The sequence below is a fragment of the Sphingobacterium sp. UME9 genome (genome assembly GCF_014170215.1).
GTDB classification, from domain to species: domain Bacteria; phylum Bacteroidota; class Bacteroidia; order Sphingobacteriales; family Sphingobacteriaceae; genus Sphingobacterium; species Sphingobacterium paramultivorum.
In genome coordinates this window covers 526,212-551,806 of sequence record NZ_LZZP01000005.1, presented here as the reverse complement: position 1 = coordinate 551,806, position 25,595 = coordinate 526,212, and the positions used below count along the sequence as shown (strand labels likewise).

The following is a 25,595-nucleotide window of genomic DNA, read 5'->3' as shown; positions in this document are numbered from 1 at the left end:
TAATAACGTTCTTAGTATTTCTATTTTAAATACATTATACAAACTAATTTATGTTCAAAAAACTCGGTCTGGGAATATTGGCATTAGTCGGCACAATTTCTTTTTTGAAAGCTCAGGACAAAAAAGATTTTGTGAAATACATCAACTCTCAGCATGAATGGGTAGATGCGGTATTCAATACCTTGACGCCAAAAGAAAAAGTCGCTCAGTTATTTTTGGTTAGAGCACATACAAATCTAGGTCAGAAGTATATTGACTCGGTCGCTCAGGTGATACAAGACGAACATTTGGGTGGTCTAGTTGTTTTTCAGGGCGGTCCCGTACGTCATGTCGACATGTTCAATCGCTATCAATCCCTGTCAAAGGTACCATTGATGATGACCTTTGACGGCGAGTGGGGATTAGGTATGCGTATGCCGGATTCAACCTTGTCGTTCCCATATCAGATGACATTAGGAGCCGTTCAAGATAATCAGTTGATTTATCGCATGGGTCGTGAAGTGGCCTTAGATTTCCAACGTATAGGTATGCATTTCAATTTTGCACCCGATGTGGATATCAACAATAACCCTAAAAATCCGGTGATCGGTATCCGCTCCTTTGGTGATAATAAATATAATGTAACCCAGAAATCAAAAGCGTATATGGACGGTATGGTGGATGGCGGTATATTGGCTTCCATCAAACACTTCCCGGGACATGGAGATACAGATGTGGATTCACATTATGATCTGCCGCAACTTCCTTTTGACAAAAAACGCTTGGATACCCTGGAAATGTATCCGTTCAAAGAACTTATCAAAGCCGGAGCTCCTGCTGTCATGGTGGCACACATGAACATTCCGAGTTTAGATGATACCCCTAATATGCCATCTTCGATTTCCAAAAAGGTCGTTACCGATCTTTTACGCAACGAACTTGGCTTTAAAGGGCTAACAGTCACTGACGCCATGGACATGAAAGGTGTAAAGAAGTTTTTCCCAAATGGAGAGGCCGATGTACAGGCTATCATTGCAGGGCATGATTTACTTGAAGTGTCGGAAAACAGCAAACGTGCGATCGATTTGATATTAAAAGCGATCGAAGAGGGACGTATCGCGCAGTCCGATATTGATGCACGTGTTAAAAGAGTGCTGGCTGCTAAATTATGGCTTGGTTTGGACAAATATCAAGCAACTGCACAGCAAAATCTATACAATGATTTACATCGTGCATCTGCGGTTCAGCTCATTGACGAACTGTCAAATGCAGCGATCACTGCATTGAACTCTACCGAAAAATTAAAATCATTCAAAAAGGATTTACCTACTGCTATTATCAATATCGGAATTACGGCTAATCAGACTTTTCAGAATGAATTAGCGGGTGCGCTGACCAATGAAACACAGTATTTCGTCACAGACAGCATGAGTAAGGATGATATCAAGCGTATTACCAAAGAAATAAAGAAAAATAAACAATTTATTATCGCTGTGCATGACACGAGACTTCGTCCGCGTCCGACCATGGTATTGAATAAAGATGTTCAGGGCTTGATGAAGAAATTTGCAAAAAAATCGATCTTGACCTTATTTACCAATGCTTATGCTTTGGATGGTTTCGAAGCAACGAAAAAAGCAAAGACAATTTTGTTGGCTTATCAAAATGATGCCTTCATGCAGAAAGCAGCAGTAAAAACGATTTTGGGGCAAAATACGCCGAAAGGAAAACTTCCGGTTACGATCAACAAAAAATTTAAATACGGACAGGGGAAATAACGTATTATAAAATCACACAAACAGGATGCCTCTTCCGAAAATGGTCCCATTGCATTAGCAAAGCCATTTAGGGAGAGGCATTTTTTAAACCTTTAAATTTCTTCGTTAGCACTCCTGCTATCTGACGGCTTACTTTCATTTTTCATGCGATCAATAGCTGTAACGACATATTTATACTGTTGATGCTGCTTGATATCGTCATCGGTATATTGAAGCTTATCGCCATCAAAGGTAATAAAGATGATTTTTCCAGGATCCTTAATGTTCACTTTTTCATCGAGGTTGAACCGATAGATCACATAGCCATAAGCAGACTCCCCATCAGTGGCCACATCTGGTTTTTGCCAAAATAAGGTGTTCATTTTAGCATTGGCCGAATTTTTAACCAGAAGACCGAAAGGGGCATTGGGTGGGATACTATCTAACCAAGGCATTGTGGGGGGGAGAGCTGGTGTGCGATACAGGTCATTTCGCATGGAATCCTGCAGTCCAACAAGATTGTCCGTGAGTGATTTGGAACTGAAATAAATACTTCCCTCCACGTCGTGCTCCTCTCTTAAGTGGCGTACCTGTCTGGGGATTTGACTGCGGTCTGTCCAGCCGATTTTATTTTCTGTAACACGATAAGCCCCATGCCCCACATAAAAGTGACGGCCATAGGTGTGTTTCTGCCACCAGTCAACTAAGATCTCATATGCTGCAGCGCGATTTTTGAAAGGAAAGTAGATCTGGGGATTGATGTAGTCTATCCAACCTTCCTGCATCCATTTTACACCATCAGCATATAGTTCCCGGTAAGCACTTAGACCACGGGTATCTGAGCCAGCGGTATTATTTTCTTTGTTGTCCCATACGCCACAGGGGCTAATGCCATATTTTACATAAGGTTTTATCTTTTTGATGGCAACACCAAGATCGTGTACCAGTACGTTGACATTGTTGCGTCGCCAGTCGTCAATTTTCTCGATCCCGTTGTTATATTGACCAAAGGTAATCTGATCCGGTACCGGTGTATTTCTGCTATCAGGATAGGGGTAAAAATAATCATCGAAATGAATACCATCTACATCGTAGTTTTTGACTACATCCATTATCACATCAATAATATATTTACGAACTTCCGGAATACCTGGGTTGAAAAGCTTCTTGCCAGCATAGGTGAAGAACCATTCTGGGTGGCGCTTGGTAATATGGTCTTCCGAAAAATGGGCCGGATTTAATGTTGTTGAAGCGCGATACGGATTGAACCAGGCATGTAGTTCCATGCCTCTTTTGTGTGCCTCTGTGATCGCAAATTCTAAGGGGTCATAAAATGGCGACGGAGGCAGGCCTTGTTTTCCGGTCAGGTATCTACTCCAGGGCTCTCTGCCCTTTGCATAGAAAGCGTCGGCAGCAGGACGTACCTGCAAAATAATTGCATTCAGTCCCGCGCTGCGGTGCTGGTCGAGTAAATCAATAAACTCCTGTTTTTGCAGTGCGACATTATTGCCCGCTTTGACAGAGGGCCAGTCTATATTACCTATGGTTGCAACCCACACTCCACGGAACTCCCGCTTAGGTAGTTGTTGGGAATACGTTCTAATCGAAAATAAACAGATAACAATGGTAAAAAAAGAATATAAATATGTTTTTCCCGTCATTCTATAAATTATAGCCAACAAAGATAGGGAAGCATTTCTTACTTTTTCCCTAAAAAATGTAAGATGTTTGTTGGATACTTGTTAAAAGAACCTGAGCTTGGTTTTCAAATTGATAATAATGCAAATACAGGTAACATTGTACTTTATTTGTGCTAATTTAGATGCGGTTTTCACAAAAGCAATGGCTTGATCAGCTAACCGCAATAAAAAAGATTATGAGCACAGAACAAATATCCGTTTTTGACATGTTTAAGATTGGTATCGGCCCCTCGAGTTCGCATACCTTAGGACCTTGGCGCGCTGCCCAGCAATTTACCGCTGTGCTCAAGTCAAAAGGCCTATTACATGAAGTCGAACAAGTCAAAATTCTGCTATATGGTTCTTTGGCCAAAACCGGTGCCGGGCACGGTACTGATATTGCCGTTCTACTGGGGCTAAGTGGAGATGATCCGGTCACCTTTGATGTCAATAGAGTGACACCCAAAGTCGAGCATATCAAGGCTGTCGGCGAACTCGAAGTCGCTGGCGAACGAATGATCCCATTTTCCTACCAGGAAGATTTATTGTTTTTATATGCCGAAAGCTTGCCTTTCCATCCCAATGCCGTTACCTTTCAGGCTTTTCTAGCTAATGGAAAGGCAATTACCGAAACTTATTATTCTATAGGTGGCGGTTTTGTGGTGCAGGAAAATGATACGGAAAGTGTCCTGTCTGAAGTAGATCTTCCATTCCCTGTCGATACTGCACACGAACTCTTGCATTGGACGATGAAAACGGGGCTGAAAATCTCCGAGCTGGTCCTTGAAAATGAATGTGCATGGCGTGAAGAAAGTGAAACCGTAGCAGGTGTATTGAATATTTATAATACAATCCATGAATGTATTTACCGGGGCTGTCACACCGGAGGGACATTGCCTGGGGGGCTAAACGTTGAACGTAGAGCAGCCAAGCTAAATAAGAAATTAATGCAGGGACGCAGTTATCAAGATTATGAGTCCTGGGTAGCGGCCATTCGTGAGGGCGGCCAAAACTTTCAATATATTCTTGATTGGGTAAGTTGTTTTGCACTTGCCGTAAATGAGGAGAACGCCTCTTTCGGACGTGTGGTTACAGCGCCTACCAATGGAGCTTCGGGCGTTATCCCGGCTGTATTGCAATATTATATTACTTTCCACGACGGTATGCGTGAGAATAGAATTATCCAATTTATTCTTACGGCATCTGAAATCGGTTCAATATTTAAGAAAAATGCAACGATCTCTGCTGCAATGGGTGGCTGTCAGGCCGAGATTGGCGTTTCATCAGCGATGGCTGCCGGTGCGCTGACAGAAGTGTTGGGTGGATCGCAGCGCCAGGTTCTGATGGCTGCCGAGATAGCGATGGAACATCATCTTGGATTAACATGTGATCCAATTGGTGGGTTGGTTCAGATTCCTTGTATTGAGCGTAATACAATGGGAGCCATTAAGGCAATTACTGCTGCGCAATTAGCACTGCAATCGAACCCAGATAAGGCAAAAGTGAGCCTGGATACTGTGGTTAAAACTATGTGGGAGACCGCTTTGGATATGAATGCTAAATATAAAGAAACAGCAGACGGTGGACTTGCCGTCAATATTCCATTGAGTTTGCCGGAATGTTAATGACTGTCTGAGTTTTCTTGTTTTTCGTATCTTTGCCGCGGTAAAATAGATATATTCTTATAAATAGCGTAAACGAATGAAATATTGTGCAATCGCCTCCGGAAGTAATGGAAACTGTTATTATGTCGCTAAAGATGATTCGGCTATTTTGATAGATGCTGGAATCAACAGCAAACATATACACCTTCGGATGTACAATCTGGGGCTTTTACCGACTCAGATCAAAGCAATTTTCATTACCCATGAACATTCTGATCATATCAGAGGCCTATCAGTATTTGCCAAAAAATATAATCTACCGGTTTATATCACCAAGGGGAGTTACGATGGTACCCGATTACATTTGCCAGCTCATTTGGTTCATATCATAAGTCACGATGAAGTCGTTGAAATCGGAGGGCTCAAAGTTTACGGTATTCCCAAATATCACGATGCCAAAGAACCCTGTAGTTTCCTTGTTTCAGATGGAACATACAATATTGGTGTACTTACAGATATTGGGCGACCTTGCGAAAATGTGCAGCATGTTATTCAACATTCGGATGTATTGCTCCTGGAATCAAATTATGATGAGGAGATGTTGCGTACAGGACGCTATTCGTATTTTCTGAAAAATCGGATCAGCAGTGGTTGGGGACACCTTTCAAATCGTGTTGCCGTCGAACTGTTTAACGCCTATAAAACAGATCGCCTTAAACATCTTATTCTAACTCACCTCTCCGGCGAAAATAATACGGTCGATCTGGTTCAGCAGACTTTCGAGCCACACTGCGAACGTATCCAGCTTCATGTAGCGACACGTTACCAGGAAACGGAATTATTCGACCTGAAACTTGTGCTAGAGAATCCTGTAACATCCTTTTCAATCCCTTCCGCACTCTCTTCCTAGCGTAAAACGCACTTTTTGTTCGCTGTATTTCTTCAGTTAAAGCGTAAGAATACTGTAAAATAAAAAAATTAGTTGATTTAAAAAGATTTCCTGTTATATTTGCTTTGTTTTTAATCAGTCTAAATAACACCTTGTGTACTTATTTGGACAAAAAGAAACAAAAACACCATGTAATAGACGGCAATCTATCACATGGCGTAAATCTACACACAGCGGCAACTGGATGTAGATGACTGAAACAGCACGCTGTGTCAGTTACTCCCGATATACGATATGGAAGAACTTGCAAGATAACGAATTTTATTGTTTATTCGTTGTAGAGCTCGCTTAAACCAGCAAATTCTCCCATAATAAGTTGAAGAAAACTAAACATCAATCAACATATTATGAAAATTTTAATTTCATTTTTTACATTTCTTGCGGTATTACTGTGTAGTCATACCGGTCATGCACATGCCCTTTGGATTGAATCATCTTCTTATGGGACGTTAAACCAATCCCATGAAGTCAAGGTATATTACGGTGAGTTTGCAACGAATGAAAGAGATCAGGTCGACAAATGGTACTCCGACGTGAAGGACTTCTCATTAATGTTGCATGCCCCGGGAAAGGAACCCGTCAAGCTTCAGTTGACGAATAAAGGCGATCACTTTAGCGGTTCATTTCAACCTACAGCAGCAGGAACCTATTTCCTATCTATTGTTAAAGCACCTAAAGATCTCGGCGGCAAAACGAAGTATGAATTTTCTTCCTTAGTACCTGTTGTCGTAGGAAAGTCTGCAACACTTGATTATAAGGCTGTAAAAAGCCCATTGCAGATTGAGCTGCTTGGTGCGGCTAACGCAAAAAAAGGACAAAGCGTACAAGCAAAGATCACCAGCTTCGGCAAAGTTGTGCCTCAGGCCAAAGTTTCTGTTTTTTCGGCGACTGGTTGGGGGAAAGAGTTTGTTGCGGACGAGAATGGTATACTGAAATTTGATGCAATCTGGTCAGGTCCATACGTTTTGGAAGCCAGTACGTTTGCTGAGACAGCAGGTGAACATGAAGGAAAACCCTATGCTTCGGCATGGCAGGGAAGTACAACTTTCATTACCATCAAATAACTGCAGATACAGCGCAGACAAAATAATAAAGGGTTCATCTGAAACGATGGAAACACCAATGGATCCTTGCAAAAAAAGAATATCTAAGAAATATCTACTATAAAAAACATCTACCATACTACATTCATGAATAAAACTTTATCCTTTCTGGCTATTCCTATGATTAGTTCGGTTTTTTCTGTTGCACAAGCACAGACGAACAAAATAATTGAAGGAATTCTTATCAATGAAAAATCTGAACCTATCACAGGGGCGACAGTAAAATTAACCAATACGGGTGTGACCACCAGCACAGATAGTGAGGGGCATTTCGCTTTTCATAAGCTTTCATCCAAAACCTATCATATCGAGATTAAAGCGATCGGTTACGGCAAGCACACGATGGAAGTGAACGTAAAAGATGAGACGACAAACCTTGGCCCCATCATCTTAAAAGACCAATCGCAAGCTATCGACGAAGTTGCGGTTTATGGTAAATACTATGAGCATTATAAGTTTGACAGTATCTCCGGATCGTTACGCCTTAAAACACCGATCTTAGAGTTGCCTCAAAATATACAGGTTATTTCTTCTGATTTAATGGCCGATCAACAGGTGTTTGATATTGTGGATGGTATTACGCGTAATATTAGCGGGGCTACACGTCAAGGCCATTGGGACAACCAATATGCCAATATACGCATGCGTGGCTCTAAGATCCCAGCATTCCGTAACGGGATGAATATCGAAGCTTCTTGGGGACCTACAGCCGAAGATGCGAGTATGATCGAGCGGATCGAGTTTGTAAAGGGGCCTGCTGGATTTATGTTAGCCAATGGCGAACCAGGAGGGTTCTATAATGTTGTGACTAAGAAACCGACAGGAAATACCAAAGGATCTGTGACGCTGAATACAGGTAGTTTTAGTACGTATCGTGCTGCTCTTGATTTAGATGGTAAATTGCGGAAAGATGGAAAGCTACTTTACCGTCTGAATGTAGCTGGTCAACAGAAGGATTTCTATACAAAATATAACTATAGTGACCGTATTGTGATTGCTCCTGTCGTGACTTACAAGATGGATTCATTAACTTCATTGACATTTGAATATACCTATCAAGGTTCTACCTACTTGTCAAATGGTAATTATGCATTTTCGCCAAAAGGATTCGCCGATCCAGGTATTTCAAATGATTTTTTTGCAGGAGATCCTTCATTTGCGCCAAATAAAATCAAAGATCATAGTGCATACGTATATTTTGATCGAAAACTAAATTCCAAATGGAATTTCCATGGGCAGCTTGCTTATTTTAATTTTAAAATGATCGCTACCAGTTCGTGGGTGGGTGCGATGCGTGCCAACGGTGACATGTCTCGAACCTATAATATGGCTGATGAAGCAGGGGAAAACAAATTTGGCCAATTCTCGTTTACAGGAGAAGAATATACCGGTAGCGTTCGTCATCGTATCTTGGCTGGTGCTGACTTTGGTACTAAAAAATTCTGGGGTGATTTTTCGCCACTGGCAAAAGATACATTGGTCACAAAACCATTGAATGTCTATAATCCTGTTTATGGAATCGCGGAAGCGGCAATACCTAATCCTGACAGGTCCAAAAGTATTAAAGTAAGGGCAGGGGGACAAAATTATGTTAACTCGGTATCGTATTCGTCTTTGTATGTACATGATGAAATGGCATTTTTGGAAGAAAAACTACGTTTGTCTTTAGGCTTGCGTTATACAATAGCCCAAACTGTAGGGAAAACGGCTGTAGCGGATCGGACGGATAAAGCATTTACACCACGTGTTGGATTAAGTTATTCCATAGACAAATCAACAAGTGTGTATGGATTATTTGACCAGTCTTTTGTTCCGCAGGCCGGTACCGATTGGGAAGGAAATGCTTTTAAGCCCGTCAGAGGTAATGATCTAGAGGCAGGTATTAAGAAAGAGTGGGGTAATGGAAAATGGATTTCTACGTTAAGTGCATACCAAATCAAACGTAAGAATGCTTTAACAGATGATCTTGACCATCCAATTGCAGGTGGTAATAGTTTCTTTAAAATCGCCCTAGGTGAAACGACAAGTAAGGGGATAGAGTTCGATATTACGGGTGAAATTGTCAAGGGATTAAATGTTAATGCCAACTATGCATTGACAGATTCCAAAATATCGAAAGATGGAAAAGAAGAAAATATCGGAAATATCACACCGAATACAGCAAAACATACTGCAAATGCTTGGTTAACCTACCGTTTGCAGCAGGGACCATTGAAAGGACTGGGGCTAACAGGTAGCGTTCAGGGAATGTTCGATCGTGCTATTGGTACGACAAAAGAAAGTAACTTTAAGAATTATATAAGAACGGATGGTGGAATCAGCTATCAAAGTGGGAAATATAGTATTTCTGTGATGGTAAATAACTTGTTAGATAACAGGAGGTTGCTGACCTCAGGTTCTACGACTGCAAAAAATGCGAGTGTTACAGAAAGTGTTAGTTATTACACCTATATCGTAGAAGCTAGACGTAATTTCCGTATGGGGGTTACCTATAAGTTTTAAATAAACGATCTCGATAAATTATAGAATCGATGTATAGTACATTACTAGTCGTTATACTCTTTGGAGCATACCTTTTTTACAACACGAGCAAAAAGGTGAAATTTGGCCCTAGGCCACAATGGCTTGAAAAGCTGTGCGCACAAACTAAGTTTGTGCGCACTTTGAGCATGTTGCTGCTGCTCTTTCCATTTGGCACTGTTCTCTATATGCAAGGATTTGGCGCGGGCTTTTTTGCTTTTTTTGCCTATTTCATGTGCATGATGTGTCTTGTAGTCCTATTGAATCCTTATCGCTATTTCAAATTATACCCAATTGTGGGATTGTATGTATTTAGCCTTTGTGTTGAATTATTGATTTCCTAACCGATAAAATATGCCTGCTAATAAAAAATACCTCAGTACGCCCTTTCAGCGATTCCTGAAAATTACAGCCGGATTTATCGGTGGTTATGTTGTCATGCTCTCTTTCCACGTCTTGGTCACACATATTTTTGAGAAAAAGGATGTTGTTGTCACGGCTTGCTTCACGGGCTATCTCCTATGGGCAGTACTCTTACTGTTTGCTTTCCTTGCAAAGAACGGATGGAAAATATGGGGACTATATTTACTCTTGGCTGCAGTTTTTTCGCTGCCTTATTTTTTCAAAATGTAATTGACCATGAATAACCGAAATTATAATATCTATTTCAATACGCATACCATTAGTGGCATTATCATTTGCGCTATCCTTTATGTGATATTTTTTGCGGGATCATTTGCATTTTTTAGGAATGAAATCGCTGCCTGGCAGAATAATACGTCCTATAAGACCTATCGCGAAGATCACCAAAACTTTGATCGTTTGCTCGATTCGCTCAAAGGACAAACAAATTTGCATGGACGCGATATCACGTTTTATATGCACCGGGAAGGAACCTCAGCCTATGTGGGCTTGAGCGCATCTAACGATAGCATCCTCAACAAAGAAAATCTAGCAAAGGTAACTCCAGAACAGAAAGCAGCAAAACAGAAGGGCCGCAGAAGAGGTGGAGATGATGATTCAAAGAACTTTACATATAATTTTGCAAATAAGAAGTCAGGTGACTATACGCAGAATTACGATATGGGCGAATTTCTGTTCCGCTTACACTTCATGGCTCAGCTCAATCAGGTACCCATTAGGGTAGGTATAGCTCCCTTTGGTTATCTTATTGCTGGAATTACCGCTTTTATTTTCCTATTTGCTCTTATTACAGGACTATTGCTGCATTGGGACAAGATCGTCTCAAATTTCTTCGTGTTTCGACCGTTCAGTAAATGGAAAACGGTATGGACCGACATGCATACGGCATTGGGTGTTATTGGTTTTCCGTTTCAATTTATCTTTGCGGTAACAGGCACGTTTTTGATCATTAATTCTGTCCTGGCTTTGCCGCTGAGCAAGTTGTTGTATGATGGTGATCAACAAAAAATGTATCAGGAGATGGGGGTTAGTGCCGAGACCGATTTTCCTTATACCTACAAACCTTTAAAGGCAGACATTAAGATTGCTCCATTTTTGGATCTGGCAAAATATAAATGGCCTGAATCCGATTTTCAGCGCATTACGATCAAAAACTATGCAGATTCCAATATGCATGTTGTCATGGAGCTGGAGCCGCAGTTTAACAAGAGCTTTGCTGGATCGGGTATATTGTCTGTGAGAGCTATCGACAATAAAATTGTGGCCGAAAAATCCCCGATCAGTGATGCTACCTATGCCGATGGTGTCCGGAGCCTTTTATACCGTCTGCATTATGGTGATTATGGTGGCTATCCGCTTAAGATGGTATACTTTATTTTAGGTGTCATGGGCTGTTTAGTCATTATCTCTGGTATATTAATCTGGCTGGTAGCACGTGACAAAAACAATGTAATTCCACGAAAACGGAAATTCAATTTCTGGGCGGCCAATATCTTCACGGCAATATGTCTGACCATGCTACCTGTTACAGCGCTGACTTTCATTGCCATTAAATTGAGTCCAGAGGTTAATCAGGATTTTATTTACCGTGTGTATTTCTATAGTTGGCTTGTACTTTCACTGTATTATATTATACGGAGAAGCATTCGACGCACCAATCGCGAAACATTGCTGGTTGGAAGCATATTGGCATTTTTTATTCCACTAGTCAATGGTTTTATGACCGGCAACTGGATCTGGGATACATTTCGCAATGGACAGCGTGATATTTTTGTCGTAGACTTTTTATGGCTTATGATCGGTATCATCGGTATAATCGCCTATAACAAGACTAAAAAATTCTTTGAGACTATTCGTTAACAAAGATTCTTTTCTCTCTGCGAAGTAAGTACACTTCGTTTTTTAATTCCAAGGGCGCTCACAAGGTGCCCTTGGAACGTTTATAGGGTAAGGCTTGGGAAAAATCTTTGATGCCATGTTGATCCTTGATGGAAAAGTGGTAATTTTTTCAAAGAAGGTCCCAATGATATTCCTCCTCCCATTCAGGTTGATGAAATAGACTGGGATTGATTTACTTGGAGTACGGCTTTCTTAGCGTACGGCTTTGAAAAATCGCCCAAGGCGCATCAGATCCTGTGCAGTCTTTTCGTTCCAGTCCACGGCATAGTTGAGCCGAATACAGTTTTTAAACTGATCGTGCTGTGTAAACATCCTTCCTGGAGCAAAACTCAACTTTTGCCTTAGGGCATAATCGTAGAGCATCGTTGAATCAATTTTAGCATCCAGTTCTAGCCAAAGTACAAATCCACCCTCAGGCTGTGACATTTTTGTGTTTTCCGGAAAATGGGCCTCAATACTGTTTCTGAAATTGACATAATTGCTGTACAATTTTTTTCTGAAGCTATTGAGGTGATGGTCGTACCTGCCGATCTGTAAGAATTTGGAAACCGCCTCTTGATAAATTGCAGGCTGCGAAATCGTCTGTATGAGTTTTTGTTTTAGGATCTTATCCTTGTATTGTCCGGGCTCAACCCATCCGAGCCGAAAACTTGGCGCCAATACTTTGGTAAATGATCCACACCACATCACCAGTCCCTCTTCATCAAAATATTTGCATGGCTTGGGCCGTGACGAACCGAAATAGATGTTTCCATACAGATCGTCTTCAATCAATGGAATATGGTGATGGGCGAGCAGTTTGACAAGCTCTTTCTTGTGTTCTTCAGGCATTAGCGCGCCCAATGGATTGCTAAAGTTGGTAACGAAGCAACAGACATCAATTTTATGAATAACTTTTTTCAGGGCATCTAATTCAATTCCCGTAATAGGGTGGGTCGGAATCTCGATGGTTTTGAGACCCAGTAGTTGAAAGGCCTGAATAAAACCAAAATAAAGGGGGCTTTCCACCGCGATGGTATCGCCAGGCTTAGTTACTGCGCGAAGGCAGCTGTAGATCGCATTCATGGCGCCCGACGTGATAATAAGATCCTCGTCACTTATTTTTCCTTCAAGTACCATTGACCATTTGGCAATTTCTTTCCGTAAGCTTGGACTTCCCTGTACCTGTCCGTATTGATCACCGTAATCATGCAGTTCATGAACCGACTCTATAATGCATCGATTGAGTTTCTGAATCGGAAGTAATGATGCACTGGGTAAACCCAGTGAAAAGCGTGTAATTTCCTTGTCTTCCAGGGAGTGAAAAACTTTATCGATCAACGCTGCAGGATCTTGTTTCTTTTCGTCTATTTTAAACGTGGAAATAGAAGGAATAGCCATCCGACGAAGTCCCGACCGGCTAACGAAATAGCCTGATTTTGGTCGCGATTCAATTAGAGATCTGCTCTCTAATTCCATATAGGCACTTTTTGCTGTATTTAAACTTACATTGTATAGCTTCTGAGCGCTCCGGACAGAGGGCAAACGATCTCCATAGACCAAAGAGCCATTTTTGATCTGATTCTCTACAATATTCGCTATTTTCTTATATAACAGTTGCTGCTCCATGCTTATGCTAATTTACTGTTTCTGTTTTGATTTAACCAGTTGTTATATCGATGGATTCCTTTTCTGAGCAATTCTTCCGAACCAAATAGGTCAATCAACTGGTGCTCGAAGAAGGATTGTACTTTTTCCGTGAATACTTTGGAGAGCGTGTCCGAAATAGGCGCTTCGTAGGTAATTTCGATCGATAACAGATTTTTTTTGCAGATTGTTACGGACGAAAAAGCTGTTAATTGATTACATTGATCGAGTGCCATAAAAGGCATGCCTATCGAGTCTGTATCCAGTTGTTTTTTGTTGAGTATTTCTTTGATAAGCGCTAAATCAGAAAGATCCACTTGTCTGATCAGATACGGTTGATTTGCAGTTGTCGCCATAAGAATAAATCTTTTTGCTAATTTAAGAAGGGTACAGGATGCTGTTTAGGTACAGAGTGCTGTTAAAATAAGGGTACAGAAAAAAATAAGATGACCATGAGTTTTTTTAATTTCCATTTGAGATCTTTACACTAGGAAAAGGATATCTCTGGATCCATAAATTATGAACTCGTATGCATAGCTTGTTTCCGTTATTTATCGCGATGATCGCGATCATCGTATTGATCGAAATGTGGGCCACCAAACTACGGATAGCCTATCCCATTCTCTTGGTTCTGGCGGGGCTATTGATCAGTTTTATTCCCACTTTGCCCGTAGTGACAATTGATCCGGATGTCATCTTCCTCATTTTTCTACCACCACTGCTCTGCGAGGCCTCTTGGTCTATTTCGTTTAAGGAGATGAAGAAATGGTGGCGCATTATAGGGAGTTTTGCCTTCTTGGTTGTATTCTTTACCGCACTTTCCGTTGCGGTGGTTGCCAATTATTATATACCGGGGTTTACACTAGCGCTGGGTTTTCTGTTGGGGGGCATTGTGTCACCGCCGGATGCCGTCAGTACGGGGGCGATTATGAAATTTGTGAAAGTTCCCAAAGCCACTTCTGCTATCTTGGAAGGCGAAAGCCTATTAAATGATGCTTCTTCCTTGATCATTGTCCGTTTTGCCCTTATTGCCGTTGGGACAGGGCAATTTGTATGGGGACAAGCTGCGGTATCCTTTATCTGGATGCTTGTCGGTGGTGTGGGTATTGGCCTGTTATTGGGTTGGTTCTTTATACAGGCGCACAAACGCCTGCCGACAGATGCGCCGTCGGATATTGCACTTACCTTGATTGAACCCTACTTTATGTATTGGATTGCGGAGCAATTCCATAGTTCAGGTGTGTTGGCTGTTGTTGCTGGAGGTCTTTTGATGTCCGGTCAGCGGTTGACATTTCTCAATAGTACGAGCCGGGTGCGGGGTCTGAGTGTTTGGGAGAGTTTTGTATTTATCTTAAATGGTATTGTATTTTTTATTATTGGATTGGATCTTCCGGAGATTGTTGACGGTCTGCGATCCAATGGAACTTCACTGCGGGAAGCTATAGGGTACGGTCTTTTGGTAACGGCAGTATTGATCCTTGCCCGTATCATCAGCTCGTATGTGGCTATGATTGCTACCCTAATTTTCCGTCCTGCTGTCGCGCCAAGGTCACGGTCTCGCAAACAGCGTTTTCTAATGCCCCTTTTGTTGGGCTGGACCGGCATGCGCGGGGTTGTATCACTGGCAGCAGCATTGTCCATCCCTGTTGTTATGAACGGTGTGGCTGTTCCGCAGCGAAACCTGATCTTATTTATCACCTTTGTAGTGATCTTATCCACGCTCTTGATACAAGGGCTTACCTTACCGTACTTGATCAAAAGGACCAGACTATTTGAAACTTTTGAAGAAGAGCCCGAAGAGCAGGTTCGTACTCGTATGAAGCAAGGGTTAAAACATCATGTTTACCAATTTCTAAAAGATAAACATGAGAAAGAACTGCACAATCGCGATGTTATGGACCGTATTTTGAAACATTGGGAGGAAAAGGTGAATGCGGCAGATGATTCCTGGATGAACGAAAAAACGAAAGTGATATTTATGGAGCTTTTGGATGTGCAACGGGAGTATCTTCAGAAGCTAAACTGTGAGTCGACCATTGATGAGGGTATTGTTCGTTCGCAGTTATATCAACTCGACTTGGAAGAAGAGCGATTGCGACGGATTTAGCCATTTGGTTGTGTAAAACGACCGACGAGAATAATACTTGTATAACTAAAGGCTCCAAAGGAGCCACGACAAAATATGAAAGTAATCATAACAGGAGCCACCGGAATGGTTGGCGAAGGTGTTTTGCTGGAATGCCTCCAAAACGAAAAGGTAACAGCTGTGCTGAGCATTTCGCGTCGTACAGCGGCCATTCAACATCCTAAATTGAAGGAACTTTTGGTTGAAGACTTTACTAAACTTTCGCTATTTAGAGATGCGATTGCAGGATATGATGCCTGCTTTTACTGTGCAGGTGTGAGTTCTGTGGGAATGAAAGAAGACAAGTACCGTTATATTACGTATGATACGACACTGGCTTTTGCAAAGTCCCTGCTGGAAATTAATCCGGAGATCAGTTTTATTTATGTATCCGGCGGAAGCACCGATAGTACGGAGCAAGGCAAGGTGATGTGGGCTAGGGTTAAGGGAAAGACAGAGAATGATCTGGCCAAATTACCGTTCAAAAAGGAGTATAACTTTAGACCGGGGGCAATGACGACTGTTGCAGGGCAAAAGCATGCCAATCCCTTTGCTTTTGTGGCCAAAATCATCAAGTTTTTTGCCCCTTCGGCAGTACTATCCTTGCATGAGGTCGGAAGGGCGATGATACATGCAGTGGAAAGAGATGGTGTTAATAATATATTGGAGATTAAAGATATTCGCGCTTTGGCTTAAACCGCTCGGGATGTTATGGTTATGCCCATTTCCAGTTTAGTTCTTCACGATAGTCTATTTGAAGACGCTGACAAAGTTGCTGCAGGAAAACTTTGAATTCAGCGATTTCTGATAGTTGATTTTTTGGAAAAAATAATTGGTCAGCCATTTTTAATTTTATAAAAAAAGCCGAGGACGTTTCCGTTATATATTCAAATTGGTTGAATTGATATTTGGCTTCCATTTGATCACTTTTGATTTCCAGATGATCATCTTCAAAAGTGATGGTATGGACAAGGCCGATGCGGTTTTTGAACTCTTGGCTCCTGACATATCTGGTGCCATATCTTTTATAGTATATTCCCAGGTATTTTTGAAAAAATAGGAACGCGAGTAGGCCGACAAGGATAATTAGAATTGCCAGAAATTTTTCATAATAAAAGAAGGGAACTGCGAGGATCAGCATCAACAACAAGAAAAGTAAGCGAGCATTCTTACGGGCTTTGATGATCTGTGGAGATTTGGACATGCTAAAAAGTATGGCTTCCAATTGATCCTGTTCGGAAAGTGTTAGTTTCAGTTCTTTCATAAGATAAAAATATCAAATTTTTGGATTATTCGATTTTTTCGAGCAGCTGTTGGCTGGAAATTTTCTCAAAATAGATTTCCATCTCATTGTTACATTTTTCGATAAACGCTTTGGTGAGTTCCTGTAATCTTAGAATGGTTAGCGGATTCGCTTGGTAATTTGCATTGTGCCTAAATTGCTGTTGTGCTTCCGTAATGTTTTTAAAGGCGTGAAGATGATCCTCATGATCTAGGCAAAATGTTGCGTAGGCATTAGGGACTATCAATTTGCAGAGCGTCATCAGAAAAGTCAGGTTGACACGTTGCGGTTTGTATTGGATGACGGAATTGATTACCCCGAGACAAGCCTGCTCCAACGCTTGCGATAGCATATAATATGTGGCCTCGATGCTTATTGACGACCAGTCTTCCTCGTAGGGTAAATATAATGTGCGCGCATTATTATAGCGCGTCTTCCATTGTTGATGTACATAATCCAGATTAAGCTGTGGGGCAACGATGCTTTCCAGATCGATATTTGCTATTGATGGATTCTGAAACCAGATGTCGCCGGCTTTCAGGAGCGAAAGAAAAAAGGGATGACCCTTTGAAAGCTGTTTGCTGAAAGCGGTGGTGTTTTCAGGGGCGAGCGTAAGCGATACATTGTTGGGGAGCAAATCCGTTATGAGCTGCGTTAGATTATTGATCTCAGCGCTTAAAATATCATAAGCGACAAAAATATAGTAGGCATGCGTGATACAATCATTTTTTGTCCTTCGGAGTGCATTCTGATAGTTGTGATGATCAGAATCATAACCGAAACATACTACCAGCGCAGGCGTGCAATAGCGCTCTATAGCGTTTAAAATGAGGTCTCGATAATTGGCGTTACAATAGTTTTGTTTGTATATTTCATTGTTATTTTTGCAATTTTCAACTTCATTGTTAGCAACTGGGACTGGGTTAAGTTTTGACTTAATTTCTTCGAATAAAAGATTGGAATAATCGTAGATCCAGTTTAACGTGTTTATTAAAATTTGATAGCCTGTTTCTAATACAGCTTCATCGATAAAATAGTCTTGATTATAACGATAACCAATATAAGCTTCATCGATTTTAGCTAAGGCTTGTTTTTCTTCTTTGTTGTCGATTAGTCTCGCCAGTTTGGAGTCAAAAGTTTTAAGGTAGCCCATACTACCTGTAAGCGAATGTGATTTTCGATCATCATTTAAAAGGATATGTTCTGCGGTTTTCAAGGATAGTTCGATGGCCTGATGTAGCATAAAGGCTGCATGTGCATAATTTTTATGCTCGAAATAGAAATTGTAGCCATCTATAAAAGATCGAATCTTGCCCTTTTCCTTATCGATATATGTCCGTGTTTTTTCGATAATCTCCATAGCTGTATAATTCGGAAAGATCAGTGGGATTTCTTGCACCGGATTTTGATAAACTCGATTTTCAGGCTGGTAGATCAGATAAGTGCGAGCCTGTCCGAGATCCAGTTGTTTTTGTGCTTCGTGCGTAAGGCACACTTTGATATATAAGTCTGATGGCCGGTTTTTGACGATTTTGTTAATCAGGCTACGGGGATCCGAATGTCGCGTTCCTGTATTTGATGCTATATTAATCTGCAGCATCTGATACTTTTTACTATCGTGGTCAAAAGTCCATTGGTAAATTTCATCGACGGCAACAGCACGAAGGATTGCCTCGATAATAGGGTTAATATCGGTGTTCATAATATGGATTGAATAAATGGGCTTTATATTTCTGTTTCTAGAAGAGCTGTCTGTTTTTGATTGAGAGATTCTATCTCTTCAGAAAAAGCTGTTAAATAGGCGAGTTCTATTATTTTGATCATAGTCTGGTAAATTCGTGTACCGTAATCTGAATAGGCGCCGGTATATCGGTTTTTGGCGAGGCCATAGTTGATCCATTCATACAAGATTTCATTCCATTCTTGTTGATCGTATGTTTTAACTGTTGCCAATAGTGCTGACAAAGGATTGTCTAGTTCTTCATTCGATACATAATAAAGTATAATCTCCTCTTTTGCATGCCTAATCAAAACTGATTGGCATTCGGGCAATATCGAAAATGAATTGTCCATACCGATTGGTAGATTAGAGGATTCCTCAGATTTATTGGATAACATCTCCAATAAGGCGTAAAGGCAAGCATAGTTAAAGAGTAGATTTGCCCCCGAAAATTTACTGTTTTCATGATCAGCAGACCAGAATTCTTTTTCGTCGATGACCGTTTGGTACCAATATCGGATATCTTCTCGCCATCCATTTAGATCGTCTCTATCAAAGAAGTCTTTTAATGCTGAGATGGAATAAGATTGGGAAGCAAGCCAGTCGGGCGATATGATGCGTTTTTTTGGATGAAGTATTTCGTCTTCTGTTTCGTCCAAAGATTGCTGGGTTTGGCGCTGCTCATCTGCAATGTCTTCTTGATTTTCTTTAACATAGTCTGGAAGTATTTTATTTTCATAGATCTTTCCGAGAGAAGTCGCTAGACGCAGTAAGAATTCTTTTACAGCAAGTATTTCATGACCGTTATTGCCTAAAAAGCCGTTATCTCTGTCTCCTAAACTTATCCATAAATCATCAAGAATGTCGTACCATTGTTGTAAAGACTCATAAGAAAAAAAACGGCTAATGCTATCTGCTGCTGTGTCAATATTGCTTGCCGATGAGTCTATTGCTAATAGCTTATTCCAGTAGTCTGAAACGCCTTTGTTGAACTTCAGCGGTTGTTCTATTGTTTTTAGTTTACATTTCCTAAAAATGACATATGCCAATTCTACCTGTTCAATTAATTTTTTGGTAAGATATCCGATAGAGGAACGTGGTGGGTTCATCTTTGCGTTTGAAGCCGCGTTGATTAGCATATTTAGGTCTGCTAACCAGTCAGGTATGGATGTTTCGCTTTCAAAGAACTCTATAAGATATTTCATCGGATCCTCGATGTATTCTTGGGTTAAATAGCGAAAATGTTTCGCTTTTAGTTTCTTTTGCGTATTTTTCATCAGATTATATGTTTTAAAGTTGATGAAACTGCTGCGTAGGGCTAATAACGATCCGTGCACCTGATCCAAAGCCTTATCGGTTTCATTTGTAAGTTTTTTTGGTTAATGTTGTGTTTATAATTATCAATAATTAAGCTAATTTAAACACTAATTTTCGATTAAACAAATTTTATATTGATAATTATTGATTATGAGTTCTTTTTTAACGAGAATTAAAGTTATTGCAGATAGAGAAGGACTGAGCGTAACAGCCTTTGAAACTGCCGTTGGAGCTAGTAGAGGTGTATTTACACGTGCCTTAACCAACAATACAGATGTACAGGCGAAATGGTTAGTTAGTATTGTTGAAAAATATCCAGCATATTCTTCCGAATGGTTGTTAAAAGGCGAAGGCGAGATGCTAAAGCCTGTTCTTGCTCAGGAAGAGGAACAGGAAGGCTATCTGACAAATGAAATTGAAGGCGTTACTAATGCCGTTGTCAATTCCTTAAAACAGGTTATATCGTCACAAAATATCACTATTAAATCTCAGGAGAAGACAATTATTTCGTTGGAGCGATTATTGTCGATTCAAGAGCAGGAAATAAAGTCTTTAAGAAATAAATAAACAGTCTGTATTTAAAAAACGGGTATCGGTGAATGTAAAGGAACGTGTGCTGCTTATTGCTGAAACCAAAGGAATCAGCAAAACTGAGTTTTTCAAAGATGTGCAACTTTCCTATGCAAACTTTAAGGGAGGGCAGAAAAATACTGCACTCAGTTCGGATGCCATGGTTGCTATACTGTCCAGGCATCCCGATATTAGTCCAGCCTGGTTATTGATGGGCGAAGGAACTATGATGCGGAAGGATGAGAGAAATGTAGTAAGTGCTCCACCTGCCGAAACTGCTCCAGCTACAGCCGAAGGCCTCGGAATTTATAAGCAGCTGGTCAATGCCTTAGAGCAAACGGTCAAGGCACAGGAAAAAACAATCCAGTCATTGGAAGGACAGGTGAGTTTATTAAACAAAAAGTAGCCTCAATCCCACGGAAGCGTATTATATAAATGGTATTTCGTAAAGGACTCGGTCTTTTTAGTTAATCGACTACACCAAATTTTACTGAATTGATACGAGGGGTATATCACCGCAGATACGGTATAGGTCGGTAATATAGATTTAAGGTAAAATATTTTTTTTAAAGATCGATGATGATAATTATGTTTACTTATCATCATAATGGCCTATAAAGCTGAACACTAATACTATGATTTTAGAATCAATTATTTCATATATGATTCGATCTTTTTGGTTCAGTCGTCTACTCCATATTTCTGCATCGCCATTATTTCGGAGTGGTTTAGGAAGGCCGGTTCCTGTCCTCGGGTGGTTCTCTAATTCTTCTAGGAGTTTTACGACCTTACTCATATCGATTTTGCTTCCTCGCTTCTTTATTTGAAGAAGATCTTTCTGTGCTTTTACCGAGAGTTCTATTTGATACTGTCCCATATATTCTTGGCTGTTACAGTTTTTGTCTTCCCTTCCTTTAAATCATTTCTCCCTTCCTCGATCAGTTGTGATAGATCCGATGGGAGCTCTTTTTCCTGAATAGAGACATTTTTCACGCCAAGGGCCTTCAGAACAGCAATGATTTTTTTTCTTTCCGAAGAACTGGAAGAATATTCAAATGAAAATACTGTTGTTGTCATAATCTTGCCTTTTTAATTCTAGCGGTCAAACTTTATACTCTACTTACAAAGATACGAAAACTATTTTGTTAGTTTACAAATGAATAGCATGTCGCAGAGGCGGGTTATAATAAAAATACCTGATTCCGGTGATTTCATTGGCCTCTTTTTTGTTTTAATTTCGTTATTGCAACGGTGCGTGTTTGATCGGCAGCCAGGAAAAGTTTCTGTTGCATTTATAGATGTCTCGTTCCCTACTGTTGATCGCAATGGAACGACCACTAGTCATGTATTCAAAGAATTAATTTTATGTCGAAAAAAGTATTTATTATATGCTGTCTGCTTTTAGCTTGTTTTGTGCATCAGGCAGTAGCACAGCCAGCGGGTCAACGGCCAATGTATACCTCAACATGGGGGCACCTTTACCGTGAAGCAGGAAACAGTAAAGACCTCTTGGGGGTTTTCCCAACGGAGGCACCTGTCTACCTGCTAGATTCCACCAATACACAGTATAAGGTGCAGGTGAGTAATGGGGATATCGGCTATATTGACCGTCAGCCTTTGAAAAGTGCAATGTTCGGAAAAAGATCTGCCGGCGAGCCAAAGCAATATTTCTATCGCGGAACAACAGATGCCCAATGCCCACATTTCTATGTGCAGGTGTCGCAATTGCGCGTGCGTAAGGCTCCTAATACAACAAGTACCGCTGTGCGTAGGGCCGGGCTCAATGAAATGGTATGTATCGATTATGTGCCGCTCTACACAGATGGATGGGTCTACATTGGAGACCACTTTCATGAAAGTCCGGAGTATATTCAGATGAAGTTTTTGGGATCTGAACTAACGTATGACAAGGTGCTAAGAGAATATCTGGCCGTAAAAGGAAAGGACCAGGAGAAAGAGCTGGCAGCAGTTGGCCGCCTGCGTGAGATCGGGTGGACCAAGTATCCCAAATTAAAACAGGCCCTTACCTATTGGAAGGAATCCTATGGACAAGCGGGAATAGCAGATCCCAAAGTTGATATAGACTTTGAATTACTCTTGGCCAATAAATTCCAAAATGAGCTCCAGTCCGAAGTTTATGCCAAGAAACTGAAAGCGCTGAATTTCCATTTCGAATGGAAAGGAGTGTCGTTAGCTGACGGCAAGATTACGGATGCGCAGATGAAGCAACTGGCTTTACAACGGGTTTCCGAAATTCCCGATATGCCCGAATGTGGCTGGGAGCCGCGGTATTACTATAAAACACCGAATATGATCGTTGCCTTCGAAGAAAACTATAAGGGGAAAGTGGTCGGTACGATGTATAAGCTGTTTTTTAGTGATGGCGAAACCATTGTCATGGGCAACGAGCGGATGGATGCCAATTACGCAGAAAAAGACTTTGTAAACCACTTTGGTGAATTGCTTTCGGCAGATTGGATTTCAACACCACATACGTACTATATTCAAAATAGCGATGCAGGATTATTTATATTCAGATTTGTTGATGGGAAACTGGCCAGCTATGAGTGCATGTATTATTGTTAATACTCCGAAATTGTGTAGGGGTCAAGTATAGACTTCCAAGCGTTTGAAAATGTCCTTCCTTTGTGATGTTAGCAAGGATTTTATTAACGAGGAGGAACAGGGATGCTCAAAAAATAAGGCCCTTTGAAGGGGAATTAAAACTCCGCTTTCAAAGGGCCTTTGGATGTTATTGAAATCTTAAATTAGACTACTTGCATTTCAAAGAGTTGTGCAATATGGCCTTTCAATTTTTCTTTCACGTCTTCCATATCGACTTCTTTGCCAAGTTCCCGCTTTAAAGACGTTACATCCTTATCGTCGATACCGCAAGGAATGATGTTGCCAAAATAGTCGAGGTCTGTGTTGACATTGAATGCAAAACCATGCATGGTCACCCAGCGTGAAGCGCGAACCCCCATCGCACAGATTTTGCGTGCCGTCGGTTTATCGGGCTCTATCCATACACCGGTAAATCCAGTATATCTCCCGGCTTCGATACCGAAATCAGCACAGGTCAGTATGATCGCTTCTTCCAGTGTACGCAGATAAAGATGTATATCTGTAAAGAAGTTGTCGAGATCCAGGATCGGGTAACCGACAATCTGTCCCGGACCGTGATAGGTAATGTCGCCGCCACGGTTGATCTTATAGAATTTGGCTTCTTTCTCTTCGAGTCCTTTTTCATCTAACAGCAAGTATTCCTCGTGCCCGCTTTTCCCTAAGGTGTAAACATGGGGATGTGCTGTAAAGATCAAGTAATTCGGGGTACTGGTTGCTGTCGCGTTGACCCTATTGTCGTGCTTAATGTCCAATACGCCCTTAAAGATGGATTCTTGTCTATCCCAGGCTTCCTGATAATCGACAAGACCCCAATCTTGAAACTGCACCTCTTTGTTCATTTTGTATTTTTTTAAGCTGTGAATGGACATAAGGCCCATTCACAGCATTGTTTGTCAAAATTAATACAATAAGTTATTGTATGGGTAACGCTCATTGTGCATCTCCACAATGATATCGTAAAGTTTTTGTTTGAACTCTTCGATATTCGTTTTATTTGTTGCTGACAGAAAGATTGCGGGATCTGAATTTTTTGCCATCCAGGAATTACGGAAATCATCCAACGTTACCTCGATCTCCTCGCCATCGTGTCCTTCTTCGACCGCCGGTTTATAAAGGTCAATTTTGTTGAACACCGTAATCACTGGTTTGTCCAGCGCTTTAAGGTCCTTCAATGTTTCGTTTACCGCCTGGATATGATCTTCAAAATTCGGATGCGAGATGTCGACTACGTGAATCAGGACATCGGCTTCCCGAACTTCATCCAATGTGGATTTGAAACATTCCACCAAGTGATGCGGTAGTTTGCGGATAAAACCAACGGTATCTGAAAGCAAAAAAGGAAGGTTGTCGATAACAACTTTACGTACTGTAGTATCTAATGTTGCGAAAAGTTTATTCTCGATCAATACATCAGACTTGGAGATCATATTCATGATCGTCGACTTTCCGACATTGGTATAACCTACCAAAGCTACACGGATCATCTCACCACGGTTTTTTCGTTGTGTCTCGTTTTGCTTGTCGATTGCTTTTAGGCGTTCTTTGAACAAGGAAATTTTGTCCAGAATGATCCGTCTATCAGTCTCGATCTGTGACTCCCCCGGACCGCGCATACCAATACCCCCGCGCTGACGTTCCAAGTGGGTCCACATACGGGTCAAACGTGGTAAAAGGTATTGCAGCTGTGCCAATTCCACCTGTGTCTTCGCCTGTGCAGTTTTGGCATGACGGGCAAAGATGTCCAGGATGAGATTGGAGCGGTCCAATATCTTGCGTTTCAGTTCTTTTTCAATATTACGCAACTGCGAAGGTGAAAGCTCATCGTCGAAAACAACGATGTCGATTTCCTCGGCTTCGACGTATGCTTTTATTTCTTCCAGCTTTCCACTACCGACAAATGTAGCGCGATCGGGGAAGCCCAGTTTCTGTGTAAACATGCCTTTGGTCTCACCACCGGCAGTCTGTACAAGAAATTCAAGTTCCTCCAAGTATTCTTTTGCTTTTGTCTCCGTCACACTTGGCGTGATGACACTCACCAAGACGGCTGTTTCGGGTTTTATAGCTGTATCGTGTATTTTAAATCTGGCCATTTTGTACTATTAAGTCTTTCAAGTGAAGTCGGCAGGTCATTAAGCTTTGCAATGTGCGCTATTGCCTACCTCTTGTTATACGTTCACTTTTTAATTATTTTCAATGAGCTCGCAAGCCCGGTTTTTGTTTGAAAAGGTAAATTTAAGAATTTATGCGTTTGTACACCACACAAGACTGATGCCGATTATGACATAATTCTCCATTAACCAATAAATTTCCTGTGATTTGCTTACCAGGGCAACTCAAAATATGTAAGCGTTCGGTCGCCATCTTTTGCCTAGTAAAAGAAGGGATATTTTTCTATATCATGTTCATAATGATGCAAA

23 protein-coding genes are annotated in these 25,595 nt (G+C 41.1%); 13 read left to right on the top strand and 10 right to left on the bottom strand.

The features are described from left to right. Nucleotides 1-50: 50 nt before the first annotated feature. Nucleotides 51-1,757 carry a glycoside hydrolase family 3 protein gene (locus A9970_RS10815; protein WP_182982274.1) on the top strand — a complete coding sequence of 569 codons (1,707 nt, stop codon included), beginning with the start codon at nucleotides 51-53 and terminating at the stop codon, nucleotides 1,755-1,757. A gap of 92 nt (nucleotides 1,758-1,849) precedes the next feature. On the opposite strand, the gene A9970_RS10810 is transcribed toward A9970_RS10815, so the two are convergent. Continuing rightward, the gene (locus tag A9970_RS10810) at nucleotides 1,850-3,397 is read right to left on the bottom strand and encodes a glycoside hydrolase family 10 protein (protein ID WP_182982273.1); all 1,548 of its coding nucleotides are present in this window, start codon (nucleotides 3,395-3,397) and stop codon (nucleotides 1,850-1,852) included. A 215-nt stretch (nucleotides 3,398-3,612) separates the two neighbouring features. Here A9970_RS10810 and A9970_RS10805 point away from each other — a divergent pair, with 215 nt between their 5' ends. From A9970_RS10805 to A9970_RS10775, 7 genes are all read left to right on the top strand, one after another. Continuing rightward, a complete protein-coding gene (locus A9970_RS10805; protein WP_182982272.1) occupies nucleotides 3,613-5,040 on the top strand; it encodes an L-serine ammonia-lyase in 1,428 nt (475 codons plus the stop codon). A 76-nt stretch (nucleotides 5,041-5,116) separates the two neighbouring features. After that, nucleotides 5,117-5,929 (top strand): MBL fold metallo-hydrolase, encoded by an 813-nt coding sequence (locus tag A9970_RS10800; protein WP_153844410.1) that lies wholly within the window; start codon nucleotides 5,117-5,119, stop codon nucleotides 5,927-5,929. Between the two features lie 386 nt (nucleotides 5,930-6,315). Then, entirely contained in the window at nucleotides 6,316-7,032 is a 717-nt protein-coding gene (locus A9970_RS10795) for a DUF4198 domain-containing protein (protein ID WP_182982271.1), read from the top strand. Between the two features lie 126 nt (nucleotides 7,033-7,158). Continuing rightward, complete coding sequence (locus tag A9970_RS10790; RefSeq protein WP_182982270.1) at nucleotides 7,159-9,573, top strand: TonB-dependent receptor; 2,415 nt, start codon at nucleotides 7,159-7,161, stop codon at nucleotides 9,571-9,573. 29 nt (nucleotides 9,574-9,602) lie between these two features. Then, nucleotides 9,603-9,935 (top strand): hypothetical protein, encoded by a 333-nt coding sequence (locus tag A9970_RS10785; RefSeq protein WP_153844407.1) that lies wholly within the window; start codon nucleotides 9,603-9,605, stop codon nucleotides 9,933-9,935. A 10-nt stretch (nucleotides 9,936-9,945) separates the two neighbouring features. After that, on the top strand, nucleotides 9,946-10,224 hold the full coding sequence (locus tag A9970_RS10780) for a hypothetical protein (RefSeq protein WP_145330364.1): 279 nt from the start codon (nucleotides 9,946-9,948) through the stop codon (nucleotides 10,222-10,224). A 6-nt stretch (nucleotides 10,225-10,230) separates the two neighbouring features. Then, complete coding sequence (locus A9970_RS10775) at nucleotides 10,231-11,874, top strand: PepSY domain-containing protein (protein WP_182982269.1); 1,644 nt, start codon at nucleotides 10,231-10,233, stop codon at nucleotides 11,872-11,874. Between the two features lie 231 nt (nucleotides 11,875-12,105). On the opposite strand, the gene A9970_RS10770 is transcribed toward A9970_RS10775, so the two are convergent. Both A9970_RS10770 and A9970_RS10765 read right to left on the bottom strand, forming a co-directional pair. Beyond that, nucleotides 12,106-13,521, bottom strand: coding sequence for a PLP-dependent aminotransferase family protein (locus tag A9970_RS10770; protein WP_182982268.1), 1,416 nt, complete (start codon nucleotides 13,519-13,521; stop codon nucleotides 12,106-12,108). A gap of 2 nt (nucleotides 13,522-13,523) precedes the next feature. After that, nucleotides 13,524-13,895 carry a hypothetical protein gene (locus tag A9970_RS10765; protein WP_153844404.1) on the bottom strand — a complete coding sequence of 124 codons (372 nt, stop codon included), beginning with the start codon at nucleotides 13,893-13,895 and terminating at the stop codon, nucleotides 13,524-13,526. 173 nt (nucleotides 13,896-14,068) lie between these two features. Here A9970_RS10765 and A9970_RS10760 point away from each other — a divergent pair, with 173 nt between their 5' ends. Further along, nucleotides 14,069-15,646 carry a Na+/H+ antiporter gene (locus tag A9970_RS10760; RefSeq protein WP_182982267.1) on the top strand — a complete coding sequence of 526 codons (1,578 nt, stop codon included), beginning with the start codon at nucleotides 14,069-14,071 and terminating at the stop codon, nucleotides 15,644-15,646. Between the two features lie 75 nt (nucleotides 15,647-15,721). Then, complete coding sequence (locus tag A9970_RS10755) at nucleotides 15,722-16,360, top strand: NAD-dependent epimerase/dehydratase family protein (protein ID WP_182982266.1); 639 nt, start codon at nucleotides 15,722-15,724, stop codon at nucleotides 16,358-16,360. 19 nt (nucleotides 16,361-16,379) lie between these two features. Here the strand turns inward: A9970_RS10755 and A9970_RS10750 are convergent, their stop codons facing one another. The 3 genes from A9970_RS10750 to A9970_RS10740 are packed head-to-tail and all read right to left on the bottom strand — an operon-like array spanning nucleotide 16,380 to nucleotide 19,943. Beyond that, nucleotides 16,380-16,928 carry a YcxB family protein gene (locus A9970_RS10750; protein ID WP_182982265.1) on the bottom strand — a complete coding sequence of 183 codons (549 nt, stop codon included), beginning with the start codon at nucleotides 16,926-16,928 and terminating at the stop codon, nucleotides 16,380-16,382. A 25-nt stretch (nucleotides 16,929-16,953) separates the two neighbouring features. After that, the gene (locus tag A9970_RS10745) at nucleotides 16,954-18,648 is read right to left on the bottom strand and encodes a HEPN domain-containing protein (protein WP_182982264.1); all 1,695 of its coding nucleotides are present in this window, start codon (nucleotides 18,646-18,648) and stop codon (nucleotides 16,954-16,956) included. A 23-nt stretch (nucleotides 18,649-18,671) separates the two neighbouring features. Next, entirely contained in the window at nucleotides 18,672-19,943 is a 1,272-nt protein-coding gene (locus tag A9970_RS10740; protein WP_182982263.1) for a hypothetical protein, read from the bottom strand. Between the two features lie 190 nt (nucleotides 19,944-20,133). On the opposite strand from A9970_RS10740, the gene A9970_RS10735 reads away from it, so the two are divergent. Both A9970_RS10735 and A9970_RS10730 read left to right on the top strand, forming a co-directional pair. Beyond that, complete coding sequence (locus tag A9970_RS10735; protein ID WP_182982262.1) at nucleotides 20,134-20,550, top strand: hypothetical protein; 417 nt, start codon at nucleotides 20,134-20,136, stop codon at nucleotides 20,548-20,550. A 28-nt stretch (nucleotides 20,551-20,578) separates the two neighbouring features. After that, complete coding sequence (locus A9970_RS10730; protein ID WP_182982261.1) at nucleotides 20,579-20,959, top strand: hypothetical protein; 381 nt, start codon at nucleotides 20,579-20,581, stop codon at nucleotides 20,957-20,959. A 186-nt stretch (nucleotides 20,960-21,145) separates the two neighbouring features. Here A9970_RS10730 and A9970_RS10725 read toward each other — a convergent pair whose 3' ends face one another. Continuing rightward, a complete protein-coding gene (locus A9970_RS10725; RefSeq protein ID WP_182982260.1) occupies nucleotides 21,146-21,430 on the bottom strand; it encodes a Txe/YoeB family addiction module toxin in 285 nt (94 codons plus the stop codon). Beyond that, nucleotides 21,412-21,630 (bottom strand): hypothetical protein, encoded by a 219-nt coding sequence (locus A9970_RS10720; RefSeq protein ID WP_182982259.1) that lies wholly within the window; start codon nucleotides 21,628-21,630, stop codon nucleotides 21,412-21,414. The genes A9970_RS10725 and A9970_RS10720 overlap by 19 nt, the downstream gene beginning before the upstream one ends. A 288-nt stretch (nucleotides 21,631-21,918) precedes the next feature. Here A9970_RS10720 and A9970_RS10715 point away from each other — a divergent pair, with 288 nt between their 5' ends. Continuing rightward, nucleotides 21,919-23,139 (top strand): hypothetical protein, encoded by a 1,221-nt coding sequence (locus A9970_RS10715; RefSeq protein ID WP_182982258.1) that lies wholly within the window; start codon nucleotides 21,919-21,921, stop codon nucleotides 23,137-23,139. A gap of 182 nt (nucleotides 23,140-23,321) precedes the next feature. On the opposite strand, the gene lipB is transcribed toward A9970_RS10715, so the two are convergent. Continuing rightward, nucleotides 23,322-24,017 (bottom strand): lipoyl(octanoyl) transferase LipB, encoded by a 696-nt coding sequence (gene lipB, locus A9970_RS10710; protein ID WP_153844393.1) that lies wholly within the window; start codon nucleotides 24,015-24,017, stop codon nucleotides 23,322-23,324. A 60-nt stretch (nucleotides 24,018-24,077) separates the two neighbouring features. Continuing rightward, nucleotides 24,078-25,268 (bottom strand): GTPase HflX, encoded by a 1,191-nt coding sequence (hflX, locus tag A9970_RS10705; RefSeq protein WP_182982257.1) that lies wholly within the window; start codon nucleotides 25,266-25,268, stop codon nucleotides 24,078-24,080. Nucleotides 25,269-25,595 lie beyond the last annotated feature (327 nt).

What these genes read in the sequence shown, in the direction of transcription:
- A9970_RS10800 (WP_153844410.1), top strand. Translation starts at nt 5,117, where the DNA reads ATGAAATATTGTGCAATCGCCTCCGGAAGTAATGGAAACTGTTATTAT.
- A9970_RS10755 (WP_182982266.1), top strand. Translation starts at nt 15,722, where the DNA reads ATGAAAGTAATCATAACAGGAGCCACCGGAATGGTTGGCGAAGGTGTT.
- lipB (WP_153844393.1), bottom strand. Translation starts at nt 24,017, where the DNA reads ATGAACAAAGAGGTGCAGTTTCAAGATTGGGGTCTTGTCGATTATCAG.
- A9970_RS10795 (WP_182982271.1), top strand. Translation starts at nt 6,316, where the DNA reads ATGAAAATTTTAATTTCATTTTTTACATTTCTTGCGGTATTACTGTGT.
- A9970_RS10735 (WP_182982262.1), top strand. Translation starts at nt 20,134, where the DNA reads ATGAGTTCTTTTTTAACGAGAATTAAAGTTATTGCAGATAGAGAAGGA.
- A9970_RS10805 (WP_182982272.1), top strand. Translation starts at nt 3,613, where the DNA reads ATGAGCACAGAACAAATATCCGTTTTTGACATGTTTAAGATTGGTATC.
- A9970_RS10725 (WP_182982260.1), bottom strand. Translation starts at nt 21,430, where the DNA reads ATGGGACAGTATCAAATAGAACTCTCGGTAAAAGCACAGAAAGATCTT.
- A9970_RS10745 (WP_182982264.1), bottom strand. Translation starts at nt 18,648, where the DNA reads ATGAACACCGATATTAACCCTATTATCGAGGCAATCCTTCGTGCTGTT.
- A9970_RS10770 (WP_182982268.1), bottom strand. Translation starts at nt 13,521, where the DNA reads ATGGAGCAGCAACTGTTATATAAGAAAATAGCGAATATTGTAGAGAAT.
- A9970_RS10815 (WP_182982274.1), top strand. Translation starts at nt 51, where the DNA reads ATGTTCAAAAAACTCGGTCTGGGAATATTGGCATTAGTCGGCACAATT.
- A9970_RS10740 (WP_182982263.1), bottom strand. Translation starts at nt 19,943, where the DNA reads ATGAAAAATACGCAAAAGAAACTAAAAGCGAAACATTTTCGCTATTTA.
- A9970_RS10785 (WP_153844407.1), top strand. Translation starts at nt 9,603, where the DNA reads ATGTATAGTACATTACTAGTCGTTATACTCTTTGGAGCATACCTTTTT.
- A9970_RS10760 (WP_182982267.1), top strand. Translation starts at nt 14,069, where the DNA reads ATGCATAGCTTGTTTCCGTTATTTATCGCGATGATCGCGATCATCGTA.
- A9970_RS10775 (WP_182982269.1), top strand. Translation starts at nt 10,231, where the DNA reads ATGAATAACCGAAATTATAATATCTATTTCAATACGCATACCATTAGT.
- hflX (WP_182982257.1), bottom strand. Translation starts at nt 25,268, where the DNA reads ATGGCCAGATTTAAAATACACGATACAGCTATAAAACCCGAAACAGCC.
- A9970_RS10750 (WP_182982265.1), bottom strand. Translation starts at nt 16,928, where the DNA reads ATGAAAGAACTGAAACTAACACTTTCCGAACAGGATCAATTGGAAGCC.
- A9970_RS10715 (WP_182982258.1), top strand. Translation starts at nt 21,919, where the DNA reads ATGTCGAAAAAAGTATTTATTATATGCTGTCTGCTTTTAGCTTGTTTT.
- A9970_RS10790 (WP_182982270.1), top strand. Translation starts at nt 7,159, where the DNA reads ATGAATAAAACTTTATCCTTTCTGGCTATTCCTATGATTAGTTCGGTT.
- A9970_RS10765 (WP_153844404.1), bottom strand. Translation starts at nt 13,895, where the DNA reads ATGGCGACAACTGCAAATCAACCGTATCTGATCAGACAAGTGGATCTT.
- A9970_RS10780 (WP_145330364.1), top strand. Translation starts at nt 9,946, where the DNA reads ATGCCTGCTAATAAAAAATACCTCAGTACGCCCTTTCAGCGATTCCTG.
- A9970_RS10720 (WP_182982259.1), bottom strand. Translation starts at nt 21,630, where the DNA reads ATGACAACAACAGTATTTTCATTTGAATATTCTTCCAGTTCTTCGGAA.
- A9970_RS10810 (WP_182982273.1), bottom strand. Translation starts at nt 3,397, where the DNA reads ATGACGGGAAAAACATATTTATATTCTTTTTTTACCATTGTTATCTGT.